The 15,661-nt window shown below is 56.0% G+C and carries 12 protein-coding genes; all 12 read right to left on the minus strand.

The genetic code is table 11. The features are described 5' to 3' along the window. Positions 1-9: 9 nt before the first annotated feature. The 12 genes from B7994_RS01715 to B7994_RS01770 all read right to left on the minus strand — a co-directional run bounded on the left by B7994_RS01715 (position 10) and on the right by B7994_RS01770 (position 15,655). Positions 10-2,034, minus strand: coding sequence for a CotH kinase family protein (locus tag B7994_RS01715; RefSeq protein WP_088636744.1), 2,025 nt, complete (start codon positions 2,032-2,034; stop codon positions 10-12). Next, positions 2,031-4,265 (minus strand): hypothetical protein, encoded by a 2,235-nt coding sequence (locus B7994_RS01720; RefSeq protein WP_144063702.1) that lies wholly within the window; start codon positions 4,263-4,265, stop codon positions 2,031-2,033. Before B7994_RS01720 ends, B7994_RS01715 begins: the two co-directional genes overlap by 4 nt. 64 nt (positions 4,266-4,329) lie before the next feature. Further along, positions 4,330-4,614, minus strand: a complete 285-nt coding sequence (locus B7994_RS01725) for a hypothetical protein (protein ID WP_144063703.1) — start codon at positions 4,612-4,614, stop codon at positions 4,330-4,332. Positions 4,615-4,622: 8 nt separating this feature from the next. Next, the gene (locus B7994_RS01730) at positions 4,623-5,315 is read right to left on the minus strand and encodes a zinc metallopeptidase (RefSeq protein ID WP_233142932.1); all 693 of its coding nucleotides are present in this window, start codon (positions 5,313-5,315) and stop codon (positions 4,623-4,625) included. A 23-nt stretch (positions 5,316-5,338) separates the two neighbouring features. Further along, positions 5,339-6,520 (minus strand): ABC transporter permease, encoded by a 1,182-nt coding sequence (locus tag B7994_RS01735; RefSeq protein ID WP_088636748.1) that lies wholly within the window; start codon positions 6,518-6,520, stop codon positions 5,339-5,341. Further along, positions 6,517-7,686, minus strand: coding sequence for an ABC transporter permease (locus tag B7994_RS01740; RefSeq protein WP_233142934.1), 1,170 nt, complete (start codon positions 7,684-7,686; stop codon positions 6,517-6,519). The genes B7994_RS01735 and B7994_RS01740 overlap by 4 nt, the downstream gene beginning before the upstream one ends. 12 nt (positions 7,687-7,698) lie before the next feature. Next, entirely contained in the window at positions 7,699-8,697 is a 999-nt protein-coding gene (locus B7994_RS01745; RefSeq protein WP_088636749.1) for an HlyD family secretion protein, read from the minus strand. After that, positions 8,694-10,496, minus strand: coding sequence for a TolC family protein (locus tag B7994_RS01750; RefSeq protein WP_088636750.1), 1,803 nt, complete (start codon positions 10,494-10,496; stop codon positions 8,694-8,696). Before B7994_RS01750 ends, B7994_RS01745 begins: the two co-directional genes overlap by 4 nt. A gap of 147 nt (positions 10,497-10,643) precedes the next feature. Next, entirely contained in the window at positions 10,644-12,311 is a 1,668-nt protein-coding gene (locus B7994_RS01755; protein ID WP_088637207.1) for a lamin tail domain-containing protein, read from the minus strand. 44 nt (positions 12,312-12,355) lie between these two features. Then, the gene (locus B7994_RS01760) at positions 12,356-13,174 is read right to left on the minus strand and encodes a polyphosphate polymerase domain-containing protein (protein WP_088636751.1); all 819 of its coding nucleotides are present in this window, start codon (positions 13,172-13,174) and stop codon (positions 12,356-12,358) included. 1 nt (position 13,175) lies between these two features. Next, the gene (locus tag B7994_RS01765) at positions 13,176-14,555 is read right to left on the minus strand and encodes a hypothetical protein (protein WP_088636752.1); all 1,380 of its coding nucleotides are present in this window, start codon (positions 14,553-14,555) and stop codon (positions 13,176-13,178) included. After that, entirely contained in the window at positions 14,555-15,655 is a 1,101-nt protein-coding gene (locus tag B7994_RS01770) for an HlyD family secretion protein (RefSeq protein ID WP_088636753.1), read from the minus strand. Before B7994_RS01770 ends, B7994_RS01765 begins: the two co-directional genes overlap by 1 nt. Between the last annotated feature and the right edge of the window lie 6 nt (positions 15,656-15,661).

Here is a 15,661-nt window from a genome sequence, read left to right on the forward strand (position 1 = left end):
CAGCTCGATTTACTCAAAGATTGCGGTAAAAGCATCTCCGTCTGCGGGGGTGACAAGGCGCGGGTTTTCCGTAGAGCCGTCTTCCCACTTGACAAATTTGGAACTGCCTTCCGGAACAGCGGTCAGGAGCATGTCGTTGCCTTCAAAGAATGTTCCCGTGTAGCTGGAATTCGGGAGGGTCATGCCGTCGAGCAGGACCTTGCCGTTTCCGGTGGCGGAAATGGTGACAGAAATATCTTCACCCAAGCCAAATTCCTCGCGATATTCGTTGCGCGTACTTGCCGTACGGGTCCTTGCGTATGAGACCACGTATGCGCCGGTACGGTCAAAGCCTTGCGGGAACGAGCCGTAGGGGCTGTACCTGCGTTGGAAAACTTCCTCGTTATCCAGATCGCGGTCCATTTCCTGTTGCGGGATTTCGGAATTGACGCGGTCGACAGCCGCTACAATCCGGTCGTATGTCAGGTATGTAGTCAGCATCACGGCGGCGTGGTTCACGAACATCCTGCAGAAATCCGCATTCTGCCGCAGCTGGATAAATATGTTGGCAAAGAATCCTGGAGCCGTTCGGCCGGAACCGCGATCGTTCTTGATCCAGTCAAACATGGAACCAATGCCCGGCAATGCAGTCCATTCCCATCCGAAGCCCTGGTCTACATCGAACAGGATGAATCGGTAGGGCTGTTCAGCCGTGCGCCAGGCGCGCACGTTGTTGCTAGGCCAGTCCCCGTTGCGCAGGTATATCTCGGCAGCCATGTAGTCGGCGTAGTTGCCTACATCGAGCAGGGTCTGCGCATGCTTGTAGTTTTCTGCCGCCTTTTTTGCGACATCTTCATCCGAGGTGTCCGTATTGAAGTTGTTTGCCCCGATAAAGTTCAGCATCTCGATATAGGAATCAGCTGTTCCCCCATTTGCTGTTACCGTATCCTTCACATGCTTGATCATGTCGACACTCTTGGAATCGATTCCGTGGTTCGTTTCCACAAAGTGCTCGTTCAGGCGTTCGCGCAGGTCATGGATTCCCATATATACGCCGTTGTAGAACACCACGACCTGGCGGCTACGCTGGTAATCCACGCTAGATCCTTCCACTACGCTGACCATGGCGGGGTCGGCCACGAAATCGCCTACAAAGCGGTTTCCGCCATTGCGCAGGTTGAATCCCTTGAACTTGTTGTCTTCGGGGCGCGTGGAGAACAGGTTGTACTTGAGCCTGCCGTCTTCATAGATTTTTTTCATCTTGATGGCCACGGGCTTCTTGGCGTATGTGCGGCTGTAATTGCCCATCAGGGATATGCCCGCATCGATTTGCCATGCCTTCTTGGTGCTGGCGCTCCCGTTCTCGAAGAATTCCACGTGGACAGGGAATTCGGCGTCCTCCATGATGGGGAGCCTGCAGCCATAGGGATTCTCTCCGAAGCAGTCCGACGTATTGCCGTATCTTGTATAGAAGAATTCTGAATCGACACTGATGGCCACTACCGGCATAGAGACCTGTTCCCGGATAAAGAACGTGTGGCTGGACTTGCGCGCGATAGTGTCGTCGACAAATTCCGCGCACCGTACCGGAGTATTCCGCATGACCCTGTACGGCTCGGTGAATTCTTCCGTCTCCTCGTCGGGTTCGCTTCCGTTGAAGGTACAGCGGATAATGCCGCCGTACAGTGGTGCCGGAACGGGAATGGTCAACTCGCTATAGAACCCTGCCGGCGGCAGCAGGTGGACTTTCGATGCCTCGACAAGTTTCTCGTCGAGGACGATTCCGGAACTGGAACTTACCGATGTGCCCGTCGAATCGCTGCCACTAGAACCCGATGGATTTTTTGAACTGGAACTTTTGGGATTTTCCTTGTCGAACTGCTCCAGGTACCAGGAGTAGAGCGAATCGGAATAGAGGATGCTATCGGGAATCACCTTGCCGTCTGGCCCGACAACTTCACCGTTATTTTCTGAATTACCCGTAGAGTTGTCATCACCGCAAGCGAGGAACGCGACTGCAAGGAAACTAATGCCTATAAGGAATATTTTTTTCATGGATCAACCTCGGTTGAGTCGGTGAGCGTCGAGTCGATGGGATTTTCGGGTATTATGCTTATGACGGAAACGGTATCGCACCTTACGTTCGCGACGGTGCTGTCCGCGTTTATCACCTGTACAATCGGCGTGAACTCGCCCGTTTCGCTGAAGGCTCTCGTCGCTATGGTGGAGTCTTCCGCATCTTGCGTATAGTCTTCGTCCCAACTGTAGGTCAGGGGGGCTGCACCGTAGTCTTTACAGCCGGCGACGGTCCACTTGTATACGACCTCGTCGATTGCGCCTAGGTCGTTCGTATCGGAAACCAGTTCCGAAGTGCATTCGCAACCCAGAATCGGGCGCCCGCTTATAGAAAGGCCGGAACACGTCAGGGTAATCTCCGTATCCTTGCCTTCGTCTATGGTCAGTGACGCAGAGACTGTTCCCATTTCGGGGTAGGAGAACTTCGGTTCCATCTCGGTACTCTGTACAATGTTGCTGTCGCTATCCACGAAAGTCCACAGGTAGGTTCCTTCGGTGTAGTTCCCGATTCCGCGAATTTTCCATTGGGTAGAATCGAAACGTGTAATGTATCCGTTTGCCGGACCGCACGTAACAGGGCTCTTTACCGTACAGATTACATCGCCTTCGGTCGAAAGCGTGTAGGTGTGTCTGCCGGGAACATCCGGCTTGGGAATGGCGTATGAATTCTCGTTGTAGCCCCAATAGTAGCAAACAGGAATGTATTCTCCATCGTAATACGTCTCGCCCGAAGACGCGCATTTTACCGTGTAGTCTGCCGAATATCCGTAATCGCTCGTCAGGGCAATCGGAAGCTGGGTGACATAATTGGCATTTCTAAGATCACGCATCTCAATGATAAAATCGTCAGCGCCGGCTTTGTTGCCGTAATAGCGGTCTCCGAAAAAGACCTCGCAAGTGGCAGAAATATCCTGACGTTGCATTGCGTTGACGGTTGGGCAGGTCACGTCCATCATTTCGTCGTCGTTGTTGATCGCGGTCAGGACGGGCGCGTATTTCCCGTTATAGTCGATTATCGCCTGGAATGTGTCTCCGTTGAGAATGGTGGATTTCGTGCGGTTCGACAAGTACCATTCATAGACAAAGTCCGTGCCGCCTTCGCAATCCGAGACGTACCATGTTGCGGTGTCCGGGAATGCTGTGGAAACGCGTACAGATTTGATATCCGAGTTGCATTTGCAGTTCTTGATGGGGACTCCCGGGATTTTTACGCCGGAACAAACGATCACGTCGCTTTCCGAGGGGAGACCTTCGTTTACGATCAATTGTGCCCGGTGGCTACCTCCGCCGTAATAGGTTACAGTCGGGGATACTTCGTCGCTGCTTGGCAGAGAGGCCTTTTCGCCGAAGATCCAGCCAAACGTGACCGGGGTGCCACCCATGTTGTAGAACACGTACGATACGGAATCGCCGCTTTCGATATTGCTCTTAGATGCGACGCAAACGCCGCGCACCTTCGTGCTGTCATTGATCGGGACAATGACGACAGTTTCGCTAGAACTGGAAGATGATGTAACGGGATCTTCTTTTCGGCTGGAAGAGGAAGACTGCTTTGGAGAAGATTCTCCTGTCCGATACCAGTTTCCGTCCTTACAGGTGTACGAGGCCAGCTTGGAAAGGACATACACGCTCTTGTCGTCGCTGCATGTGCCCAAGTCGGATACGGAGACAACCAGGTCCTGCTGCTTAAGCCACTTCCTGGAAGCGCAGGCATAAAGGTCATCTGCGACATAGGCTAGGTCGCCCTCGCGCTTTTCGGTGCAGCTTTTCAGCGAGTCTACGGAACTTGCCTTTGCCGTCACGATGGCGGCCACATAGCATTCCATGAATGCGGAATCCGAGAACGTCTTGCCGGAAGACTTCTTCCAGGTTCCGGATTTACATTGGTAGGCTTCCTTTCCGGATTCCACATAGACAAATTCGCCTTCGGTATCGCCATTGCAGGCGCGGATGTTGCAGACTCCGGCGGCAAAGCCGTCAACCTGCTCCCATACGTTGTCAAAGCATGTGTAGTAGGAGTCCTTTACCTTGACGAGCGTTCCGGAATTTTCGGAAGTGCATTCCGGCAATTCGTTTACGGAGGCGTATTCCCCCTGTGCGCCGTGGTTATCCGGTGTATGGGATCCGGCGCTGGATGTATCGTCCCCGCACGCCGAAAAGAGCGGCAACAATGCTACCGTCGAAAGGAAAAGTGGATTCTGAATTCTCATGTAAACAAATATACATAAAGAGGGCCGCCTGCGCAAGGTCCGGCCTTCCTGTATTTCTGTATAATCAGTCCCAGTTGATGCTTGGCGGAGGGTCCTTCAGGTCCTTGTTCTGCTTTGCGGCCTCGAACTTCTTCTGTAGGAGTTCGGCACGGTTCTTCTGTGCTTCCTTCGCTGCGGCGAATTTCGCTTCTAGGTCGGAACTGCGGGTGCTCTGTTCTTTCAGGAAGTCGTCGAAAGACTTGACTTCCTTCTTGAATTCCTTGTGCGAAAGGACTTCGCCCGAATCGGCATCCACGACGATTTCGCCCTTGCACATGGGGCATTCGATGGTAAGAGTCCTTACTGCCATAGAGCCTCCTAGTCCCTGCGCCCGCCGATAAGGCCCGCACGGTATGCCCAGTAGAGCAACTGCAGGATCGAACTGATGGCGGCTGCTACGTAGGTGAGGCCTGCGGCAAAGAGCACGCCCGAAACGGTATTGTATTCGCGGCCCTGCGCCACCACGTCCATGCGGGCGAGCGCCTTCTTTGCCCGGCTGGAGGCGTCGAATTCCACCGGCACGGTAACCAGCGTGAAGATGGTAGTCGCGGCAAACAGCAGTACGCCGATAATGGCGACGGAGTAGCCGATCGCTTTCCCGAGGCTCATCAGCATGATTCCGATAATCACGAGCCAGGGCCCGAGACTGCTTCCGATGTTTGCGACCGGGACAATTGCCGACCGCAGCCACATCGGGAAATATCCCTGCGCATGCTGGATGGCATGGCCCACCTCGTGCGCGGCGACACCTGCGGCACTCGCGTTGCGCCCGTAGTAGACTTCCTTCGAAAGGTTGAGTGTCTTGTTCAGCGGGTTGTAGTGGTCCGAAAGGAATCCCTGGTGCATTAGCACCTTCACGTCGGTAATGCCTGCGTCCATGAGGATTGCCTTTGCCACGTCGGCGCCGGTAAGCCCGCTAGAGATGTTCACCTTCTGGCCCGCATTGAAGCGTGTCTTGACAAGCAGTGACACGCCACCCGAAAGGGCAATCGTCACTACGAGAATCATCATGTATAAAGGGTCGAGATACATAGTTACATGTCTCCTATATCTATCTTCGCCTTGTCACGGGCACGGGTTAGCAACAGTCCAAGTATCAAATATACAACAGCCTGGATCGCAAGCTGGTAGAGTTTGGGCGCCACATCGTAGATATCGGCCCCCATCTGCTCTATCGAGAGCCACGCGGGTACGGCGAAGGTACTAGGTAGAATATACGAAATTGCGGTCATCCAGCGCGGCATCAGGTAGGCAGGCCAACTGAAGTTTGCAAGGAACAGCACCGGGATGGAGAGGTATAGGAATAACTGCATGCTCGATTCGCGACGCAAGAAGATCTGCGAGACAACCATGCCGAGGTTGATAACCGATGCGAGGAATACGATGGAGAAAACCACCATGGGCAGGAGTTCTCCGCGGCGCGGGAAATCGAAGATATTGTAGACGATGCAGTGATAGAACAGGATGAATGAGCAGTAGTGGACAAAGAAGGCGAGGGAGCGTCCGAAATAGCGGTAGGCGACAGTCTCGTTCTCGACGGGACTGTCACGGAACTTTTTGCGGAATCGCCTGTGCGCGCGCGAGCCGCCCAGCACGCAGATGCCGATGATGAGCGACTGCTGCAAGATGACTACGAGAACGCTCGGTACCACATAGTTGGCATAGCCGCCGGTACTGTTGTACAGGGTCTGTATGCTGATAGGGATCGGGTCACGCATGGCGATGGCCTTGGCCGAGGGCACCTTCTTGCCGAGCGCAATCTGCTTCACCTTGTTCGTGGCACCTACCGTCAGGGCGCAGGTGGAGAATGCCGTTCCGATGGCGCCATGGAACATCACGTAGGCACCGTGCGTAAAGATGTTCACGGTCACCTGGTGCTTGCCGCGGATATCCTTCTCCATGTTCTCGGGGATGACCATGAACCCGTAAATCTCGTCGCGGGCCATGGCGGCCTCGGCCTGCTGCATGTCGGGGTAGATGGACTTTACCTCGATCTGCTGGGCGGCAGACGCCATACGCACCAGGTCGCGGGACATGGCCGTATTGTCGAGGTCGACAACCGCCACGGGCACCTTCGATACCGTCTGGTAGACGTACGGTACCGGGTAGTAGAACGCATAGATGAGCCCCGCCACCACAAGCAAGAGCACGGCGGCTGGGTCCGTGTATATGAGTTTCCATTCGGCAAAGGCGACTTTCCAGAGGCGCTTGATCATATGCTTGCCTCCGCAAGTTTCCTGGCTTCTTCTTCGCGCCTGGTTTCACGACGTGTGAACTGCTTCCAGCGCATCGACATGAGGAACGCTCCGAGCAGGTTCCAGAACACGGCCATTCCGATGAGGATCTTCATGCTGTTCCACGCGGTCGCCATGTTCACGTCGCCCAGGAGCATGGTCGACTGGATTATGAGAACGTGGGTGAGGGGCAGGATAAATGCAAAACAGCGAACGGCAAAGGGCATGGCCATCACGGGGAATGTCTGGCCTGCAAATGCAAATGCGGGGCTTCCGATAATGCCTGCAGCGCCGGTCGCCATGCGCATCACTCCGAATACGCCGACAAAAACGGTGCCGGCACCGGAGCATGCGAGAATCATGAACAGCTGGGCTGCTGCCGTCATGACGAATTCTTCGAAGGAGAGCGGTGCGAGAATCCTGTGGCAGTAGGCGTAGCAGCCGAGGGATTCGAGCCAGAGGATAATGTTCATCGGGAACACGCTAGCCACCCACAAGGTAAGGCGCGAGCCGCCCGCATAGCGGATCATCTCGGTCACGCGGTGGTCTCGAAGCGGGAACGAGGTCACGTACACCCCGACAATCATTGCCGCGAGGTGGAAAATTGCAGTCACGAGGCCGAACACGAGGAATCCCTGGTAATTGCTCTTGAGGTTCCCTACCGAATGGATTTGCACCTTCACGGGGTCTTCCATCTGGGCGGTAAACAGTTCGCTCCCCGCGGCCGCGAGCACGGAGCGGATTTCCTTAGTCGCGAACATGTTGGTGAGGTAGTTCTGTCCGCTCGAATACACGGGAATAACGGGGGCTTCCAGGCGAAGTGCCCGGCGTTCCATTTCGTTCGGGAAAACGAGGAAGGCCTGGATGTCGCCACGGACAACGGCATGCTCGCATTCGCCCATGTCGGAACAGATCATCTTGATGTTGAGTACGGGGCTTGAACGCAGTTTCGATTCAAGCCTGTCTGCAAGTTGGCCGTTGTCCTGCTTGACAATCCCTATGGGAACGTGCTGCACGATCTGCGAAGAGAACATCCCCATCGTAAACAGGGATACGCCGACAGGCAGGACCACGAGAATCATCCACAGCACGATATTGTGGCTGAGGTAGATTTTCCGGATGGTTTTTAGTAGGCCATTCAATATCATGGCACAACCGGGCTACTTGATGGAGTCAGCCGAAAGGAGGACGCTCATACCGGGGCGGAGGTTCTCGACCTTTGTCGTCGGGCGGAGGCGCACTTCGAATGTCTTGAGGTCGAATCCGCCGCTTTCCTTGCTGCTGCGCCAGGTGGCGTAGTCGCCCACGGAGGCGATGTAGCTCACTTCCATCTCGATATCCTTGTCGAGCGCGGGTATGTGCATGGTGAACTTCTTGCCCTTCGATACATTCTTGAGCATGTCTTCGCGCAGGTGGAATACGGCCCAGGCATCGTCGAGGTCGGTCACCGCGATGACGGGCATGCCGGAACCGACGACTTCGCCTTCTTCGGCAAGCTTCAGGGAGACTTCGCCGCTGATGGGGCTCCTGATCTTGGTTTCTTCAAGGTAGGCATCCACTTCGGCGGTGGCACCCTTCGCCTGCATTACGAGAGCGTTTGCTGCGGCCTTGTCTTCGCTGCGGGCGCCGGCCACGGCCTGGTTGTACTGTGCCTTCGCGGCGTCGGCAGCGGATTGGCTAGCCTTCATCTGGGTTTCGGCCTCGTCGCGCTTCTGGAGCGGGAGCACGCCTTCGTTAAAGAGCTTCTGCACACGGTCGTAAGTGTTTTTCGCGAGGGTAGCAGCATCTTGGGCGCGGTCGGCCATGGCCTTGAGCGCGGTAATGTCTTCGCTGCGGGCTCCGTTGCGGGCCTTGCTTGCCTGGGCGCGTGCGGCACCGAGGGCGCCCTGGGCTTGCATCTTCTTGGCCTCGATTTCCGGGCTGGAGATGATTGCCACAATGGAATCCTTTGTCACCATGTCGCCCTCGTGCACGAACAGGCGTTCGATGCGGCCGGGGACCTTCCCGGCCACGAGCACGCGCCGTGCTTCCATCTGGCCCTGCAAGAAGTTCTCGCGCGGGGCGGTTGCGAATTTCTGCAATTGGGCGATTCCCAAGACGACAAGTGCAATAAGCACCAGGACAATGATTACCTTACCGATAGCTTTCAGGACGTTCATTTCTTGACCTCCGTATTTTCTTTTGCCGCTTCTTCTTTTGCAGGTGCTTCAGCATTCTGGGCCGGAGTCGTTCCGGCAGGTTCCTGCACGTTGGCTGTTGCTTCCGCTGGGCTAGTGGCCTGTTCGCCGTTGTCCTGGCTTGCCGCATTCTGGTCGGCTGCAGGCTGTGCCGCTGCAGCCGTATCGGCAGGAACTTCGGCCTGTGTCTCAGTTTCGTTCTTTTCGACCGGGCGTACCGCATTCAGCATGTTGCCGGCTTCTGCTACGTCACCCGAGGCTTCGAGGAGCCCGAGCCATGCGACGACAGCATCGAAATGCGCCTTGAGGTCGCCGACCTGCAGGCGGGCGAGGGCAAGTTCCGCATCCACCACGTCGAGGCCGGTGGCAAGTCCCGCTTCGTAGGCGCGGGTCTGGCTGCGGAGCGCCTCGTCGGCGAGTTCACGCGTCTTTCCGAGGCTTGCGAGGCGGCCTTTCGCATGTTCGAGTTCGCGCCAGCGCTTTTCGACGAGCAGGTTGATGTTGTCGAGAGTCTGTTCTTCCTTGCTGGCGAGCGATCGTTCCATGGCCTTTGCGGAACTCACCTTCGCTCGGGATTCCGCACCGCCTAGGAAGGGAAGGTCCCACTGCGCTTTCGCGCCGACGGCCCATTCGGGCTCAAGGATAGTTAAATCTTTCGTGTAGAGTTCGCGGTAGCCGAACAGCGCGATAGTCGGGAACCAGTCGGCGCGAGCGGCGCTTACAGCGTCGTGGCTGCGCTTACGTTCCGTGCGCAGCTGGCGCAGTCCTGGGTGCTTTTCGCGGGCGAGCTGCTTGAATTCTTCCATCGAACGGATCAGTTCGGGAGCCTCGACGGGAGTTGTCGCCGTAATGCTTGTGTCCGTACGGAGTAGGCTTGCGAGAGCCATGCGGGCAAGCGACTGGTCGCGAAGGGCGTCTTCGTAGGCGTTTTGAGCCTCGGCGAGGGCCACTTCGGCGCGGAGGCGTTCTGCCTTGCTGATCTGGCCGCCCTCTTCGAGCTTCTTGGAACGTTCCAGGTGCCCTTCCAGGTTCTTCATTGTCGTTTCGCGCATCACGGTGAGTTCTTCGGCCAGGCGGAGCGTGAAGTACTTGGTCGCGACATCCATCAGCACGGCGTTCTGCGCCATGTCGAATTCAGCCTTGCGGGCGTTCACGTTCTCCTTGGCGGCATCGTATGCCGAATAGATCTTGAGGCCGGTAAAGATGGGCCAGACCACGGTCACGCGCGCGTTGAAGAACACGTCGTCCTGCACCTTCATGCCGAAATCGGTGTCCTTGATTTTCTTGGATGCGGCTTCCCCGTATTCGCCTGCGGCTTTCTGGGCGAGGTCCCCGACATCCTTGCTGCCCATGACGCCGCTCCTGATTTCGTCGGCCTTCTGGTCGACCATGCTCTTGGCTGTCGCCTCGTCAAGGCCATAGGCGTTCATGGTCTGCTTCACGGCGTTATCGTAGGCTGTGGAGTACGCAATGTCGTATGCGGAAAGGTAGGCCTTGGAATAGGCCGCTGCCCCCGCGATATCGCTAAGGGGTTCCTGCAGGCTGCTCAGGTCAATAATAATGGGGTCATTAATCTTGGTTACGCTGGCAGAAAGGGATATTTTCGGCATGAAACGGGAACGGGCTTCGGTCTTGCCGCTTTCGGCCATGTCCACTTTCGCCCTTTCTGCCTTAATCTGGGAGTTGTTGGATTTTGCCATGTCAAGGGCTTCCTGCAGCGTAAGCGGGGAGGCCATTGCCAAAGCGCCCAACGAAACAATGTAAAGTAAGCACTTTTTCATAGCAAGAATAAGATACATATTTTGTAAAGTTTAGGCAACTCCGTTCGTCGGCTATTTGTGCAATACATCCGACGCCCAGTATACAAGAAAGGAACCCGCTTCCTTTGCGGGTTCCTTGCAATGCTACCAAATGATTACGGCTTCGGATTAGAGCTTGCCCGGAGTCGGAACATCGACCTTCCAGGCCTTGGCCTCGTAGCCCATGGTGGATGTGTCTACGCGATGCAGGCTGTAGCCATAGCCGTCTGCTTCGGCAAGGCCATCCCAGTTGTCTGAATAGAGCGTTGCATCGTGCCAGATATAGAAGTACTTGGTAATCGAGGCATCCTGGGGATCCTGCTCCTTGGAGAAGGGTTCTTTCACCGCAATCGTTTCGCCGCGGTTAGAGAGTTTGCCCTTGTAGGTCACGATTTGTACTTCGGCCGGAATCGAATAGGTGGTACGGACGAAATCGGCGTTCCAGTTGGTGATGCCCAAATCTTGCATGTCTACGTCTTCGAGGACCTCAGGAATTAGGAGCATCAGGCCCTTTGCGGGAATTTTGGTACTGGAGAATTCCAGGTTGATGCCTTCGACCTTCCATCCCTTGTTCACGGAGGAACTGTAGAGGGTGATGTCTGCATCAGAGCTGTTCACGATTTCCATAAATTCGAACGGAACATTGGTGTTGGATGTTGCCGGATGGTAATGGATTTCGTTGATATAGAGAGAGCCAACCAAAAGGGCGGAATTCTTTGCACCGGGGGTTGCCGTGGCAAGCGGGCCCTGGGCGGTAGATCCGTCACTCAGGTCGACAACACCGCTCGTCGAGTTGGTTGCCGACACCCAGATGCTTGATTCATCGCCTTCCTGCGGGCCACGCAGGTAGAATTCACCGCCATCGGGGGCGACAATCAATTCGGCATCAAAAGCTGTTGTGGCATCTAGAACGAGGTAGTCCTTTGCAGGGACAGTGCCCGACTTAATAGTGAGAGTCTGGCCGCGACGCTTGACTTCGAGAGTCCAGCCTGTGAGATCTACGGCCTGGTCGCCCGCGTTGTAGACTTCAATCCAGGATTCCTCGCCGGCCTTGTACGGCTTGATTTCGTTGATGCGTACGTTTGTCGGGGCGACCCACTGGTCTCCGCCTACGCCCGGGGTTCCGCCGTCAACCTGGCTAGCCGCCCAGGAGTTGGGCTGGGCAGCATTGCCGCCCTTGTACACGAGGGAACGGCCGTTGCCATCGGCAAGGCTCGGCCAGGGAGGTTCGTTACTGAAGGCGCAGCTCACGTCACCTTCGCCCTGGACCTTCACGTTGACCACGTCACCTTCGTTGAAGAGCTTGACCGTAGAGGCGTTGTCCCACGGGCCAAAGACCCTCCCGCTAAACGTCGGGTAGGCAGCGGCAAATGCGGCGAGGTCGTTCGTGACCACGACATATTCACCCTTCTTGAGGGGCTCTGCCGGGAACGTGTAATCGACGGCGCCACTCAGGTGAAGGAAAAAGTTCTGCATGTTGTCCATGTCCATGCCGCCCGCAATGTAGATCTCGATCCATTCGAGCTTGGAATCCTTTGCATGGTACATGATTTCGGAACAGGCCATCTGCGGCTCGGCATTGTCCGCGATAGAGGAACTGGACTTTACCACGGAAGAACTGCTTCCGGGGTTGTCTCCGCTGCTTCCGGGAACGCCTCCGCTGCTGCCGGGAATCCCTGCGCTCGTTCCAGACGAGGAACTATCGGGGTCGGCAGAGGTGGGATCGTCGGAGCAAGCCGAAAATGCACCGAGCATTGCGATGCAGGATCCGGCCAAAAGCCACTTCTTCATGTTCATAAGGGCCATCCTTTTTTTATGTCCATAACCTATAGTAAAAGTTCCTAGAAGTTGCCAGCCAGTTTTGTCCAGTAGGGACTCTTAAACCGGCGGGGGTTCTCGTAAACACGCTTCCACTCGGCAGCCGCATTACCGAATTTAGAAAATGCGGCGTGCTTGAGGTTCAAAAATCTTATCAGGTCGAACATCCAGTAGGGAACCTGTGAGCAAGGACACTTTAATTCGAGCACGGCGTCCATTCCCGGCTGGAAAAAGCGGGGGAGGCCGGTCGAATGCATGTAGTGCGGGTCCACCGTATAGTCGAATCCGTTCTCTTCGCGGAAGCGCATGCCCGTATCGATGGTGACGCGGGAATATTCTTCGCGGAGTCCGAACCAGGCGCGGCGCTTGTACTGCGTCAAAAGGCGTGGATGTGCCCCGTGGAGTTCCGTCTTGTACAGGAAATCCTTGAGGTACATGCGGTCCTTTTCGCCCTTGCAGGGCCATTCCTCGGGTTTCATGTTCCAGACTTCGCCGGGATTGATTCCCTTGATGGTGGCGCGGCTCTTGTAGCAGATGCTGCGGATCTTGCGCTTGACCTCGAAATGGAACGTGCCGTCCTGTGCGGGGTGTTCACCGTAGGTGCGGATGCGCATGTTGAATCGGTCCAGCAACTGCTTCTTTTTCCAGCCGAGGAACGTCCACTTCGGGGAATCCAGGTAAAGGTTCGTAATCCAGTAGAATCCGCCCGGTGTAATCTTGGAATAATAGTCCTCTTCACAGTACGGAGCAAGGAAGGCACCAATCCGGTCCGCCCATGCGACGGGGATATGGTACTTGAGCTCGAAACGTTCGAGGAGGCTAAAACCGCGGGCTTCTGCCATATTACTTCAAAGCCTCGCGCAAGTGGTTCACGCTGTTTTCGCGGGCAAGGATGCCTGCGTAGTTGAGCAGTTCAAGGTAGCGGGCGAAAATGTCGTATTCGAGCTTCACTGCCTTCATGTCGCTTTCAAGCGCGCTTTCCTTGGCGCGCAGGAGCAGCAGCGGGTCGGAACCGGCATTGCGGGCGAACTGTTCCATGAACCCGCTCGCGCCCACCTGTTCCACGAATTCCTTCTGCACCTTCCACTGGCCAATCAGCGCGAGCACTTCTTCGGTGAGGCGCGCCACCTTCTGGTTAATGTCGCGCACGTCGGCCAGGTAGTCGCTTTCGGCATCGAGCTTTGCAACCTGGAGCTTGAGGTCGGAATCCTTGCCGCTGTCGAAGAACGGCAGGCGGAAGGCGAGGTTCACGAAGAACTTGTCGGCGGTCTTGCGGCTGTCCTTATCTGGGACGAGAAAATCCGCTGTTTCGACACAATTTACAGCGGTCGCGCAACCCGTTTTTGTTTTAAAATCTTCTACATAATCGCGATACTGCCCTGTACCAAACACATCAGATGCGTCCAAAGTCTTGTACTTTTCCATCAGCGATTCGATCTGCAAGGAGTACCCGATACCGATATGCGAGATGTAGTCGCGGCCCTTGCTCACGTCCTGCTTGGCCTGGGCGACTTCGCTGTCGCGCTTGCCGCGGGCCATCGCCACCAGCGGGAAGTTCTCGTTCACTTCTACGCCGTTCGAGAGGTTCTGCGCAAGTTCTTCCATCGTCGGGAGGAACGTGGAATCGAGTTCGACGCCATCAAAGTCGGGCACCCAGATTTTCATCTTGAGTTCCGCATCGCGGAGCGCCGTGCTGTCCGAGAGCAGTTCGGCCTTGATGGATGCGCTTTTCTCGAGCGTGCTCATCAGGTCTTCGGCATTGAACGTCGCCGAACCGGACTTGAGGTGCAGAACCTCGATGCGGTCGGTGTTCACCTGCAACAGCTGCTTGTTGATTTCGTTGATCTTCTTGCGCATCACATAGCGCACGCCACGTTCGTAGCGGTCGTAGAGCAACAGCGAGCGTTCAACGCCGAATCTCGCCTTCTCGTAATTCCTTACGGCGTCGGCCCTTTCCTTGTCGGCGCTGCTTTCGCCGAAAGTCTTCGGGGTCATGCGCAGTTCAAAATCGTGCTTTGCGAAACTGAAACCGTCGAGCTGATAACGCAGTTCCAGTTTGTCCCAGAGCTTGGTGTTCCTTTCGCCAGACGTAGCTTCGGAACGTTTCTGCGCGGCCTCATAACGGGGGTCGTTCTTTGCGGATTCGACAAGCTTGTCCCATGTGAGGGGGCCTGCGAATACCGCTGCCGAAAGCAATGCGGGGAGTGCAAAAATGCGCTTCATTAGTTTTTACCGTCTTTCTTGAGTTTCTTTACGCTTGTCTCGGTGATGGTCACCATCTCGCCCAGCAGGAACGGATTCTCTTCAGGAATCTTGATGGTCACTTCGCGGCCATAGACAGGCATTTCGGGCATCTTCCACATACGTGTCGGGAAGGGAACGATGCGGCTCGAGAGGCCGACAACTTCGCCCACCACGGCCTTACCCGTGCCGGCGAGCGTGGTCACCTTCACGGCTTCGCCCACGTTCATGTTCTGGTAAATCTGTTCGTTGATGTAACCGCGCACCAGGGTCGGGCTCTTGTGCGTGAGGGTCACGATCGGGGCGAAGCTCGAAACCTTCTCGCCGTCGCGAACGTTCACGTCACCCACGACCCAGTTTTCCTTCGCGATCTGGATGAGTTCTTCCTGCTGCTTCTGGAGTTCCTCGAGTTCCTTCTTCAGGTTCTCGGCTTCGCTCTTGCCGCTGGTCTTCTGGAGCCTGCCGCTACCGCGGAGGAGTGCAATCTGTTCGTTCGCGCTCTTGGTTGCAAGTGCAAGTTCGTTCTTGAGGCTCTTGATGCGCATGGCCATCGCGTCGTTGCCGTCACTGCCGGACTTCGAGTTCGAGAGGCTCTTGAGCTTAGCGGAAATGGCCTTGTTGTTCTGGTATTCCGTCTCGAGGTTGCGGATTTCGGCGGAGAGGGCCAGGCGGCGGGTCTCGAGGTTCGCCTTGACTTCGGCCACCTTCTGGTCGATTTCGGCGGAACTCAGGTTGCTGCGGCCTTCGAGGGCGTCAAGTTCGCGGGTCAGTTCCGAGATGCGGAGGTTCAGGTCGGGGCGGTTGATTTCGACAATCGTGTCGCCCACCTGGACTTCCTGGCCGGGAACTACGTGCACCTTCACGATTTCTGTTGCGGAGGGCACGCTGATGATGGTTTCGCTAGCTTCGGCGATGCCGCGGAACATGGCGGCCTTTCCCTGGTACATGAAGCCGAGCACAATTGCCATGATAAGGCACAGAGCCCATGCGATGGAGAGCTTGTGAGTGTAGACGTATGCTACGCCAGCGTTGTTCTTGTGGGTGTTCCAGAATGTATCGAGAAAATCTTCAATCTTGTTCATCTTCGA

Source organism: Fibrobacter sp. UWR2 (assembly GCF_002210285.1).
GTDB lineage: Bacteria > Fibrobacterota > Fibrobacteria > Fibrobacterales > Fibrobacteraceae > Fibrobacter.

Excerpts from the sequence above, each read along its gene's own strand:
- B7994_RS01715 (WP_088636744.1), bottom strand. The coding sequence starts at position 2,034 with ATGAAAAAAATATTCCTTATAGGCATTAGTTTCCTTGCAGTCGCGTTC.
- B7994_RS01720 (WP_144063702.1), bottom strand. The coding sequence starts at position 4,265 with ATGAGAATTCAGAATCCACTTTTCCTTTCGACGGTAGCATTGTTGCCG.
- B7994_RS01725 (WP_144063703.1), bottom strand. The coding sequence starts at position 4,614 with ATGGCAGTAAGGACTCTTACCATCGAATGCCCCATGTGCAAGGGCGAA.
- B7994_RS01730 (WP_233142932.1), bottom strand. The coding sequence starts at position 5,315 with ATGATGATTCTCGTAGTGACGATTGCCCTTTCGGGTGGCGTGTCACTG.
- B7994_RS01735 (WP_088636748.1), bottom strand. The coding sequence starts at position 6,520 with ATGATCAAGCGCCTCTGGAAAGTCGCCTTTGCCGAATGGAAACTCATA.
- B7994_RS01740 (WP_233142934.1), bottom strand. The coding sequence starts at position 7,686 with ATGATATTGAATGGCCTACTAAAAACCATCCGGAAAATCTACCTCAGC.
- B7994_RS01745 (WP_088636749.1), bottom strand. The coding sequence starts at position 8,697 with ATGAACGTCCTGAAAGCTATCGGTAAGGTAATCATTGTCCTGGTGCTT.
- B7994_RS01750 (WP_088636750.1), bottom strand. The coding sequence starts at position 10,496 with ATGAAAAAGTGCTTACTTTACATTGTTTCGTTGGGCGCTTTGGCAATG.
- B7994_RS01755 (WP_088637207.1), bottom strand. The coding sequence starts at position 12,311 with ATGAACATGAAGAAGTGGCTTTTGGCCGGATCCTGCATCGCAATGCTC.
- B7994_RS01760 (WP_088636751.1), bottom strand. The coding sequence starts at position 13,174 with ATGGCAGAAGCCCGCGGTTTTAGCCTCCTCGAACGTTTCGAGCTCAAG.
- B7994_RS01765 (WP_088636752.1), bottom strand. The coding sequence starts at position 14,555 with ATGAAGCGCATTTTTGCACTCCCCGCATTGCTTTCGGCAGCGGTATTC.
- B7994_RS01770 (WP_088636753.1), bottom strand. The coding sequence starts at position 15,655 with ATGAACAAGATTGAAGATTTTCTCGATACATTCTGGAACACCCACAAG.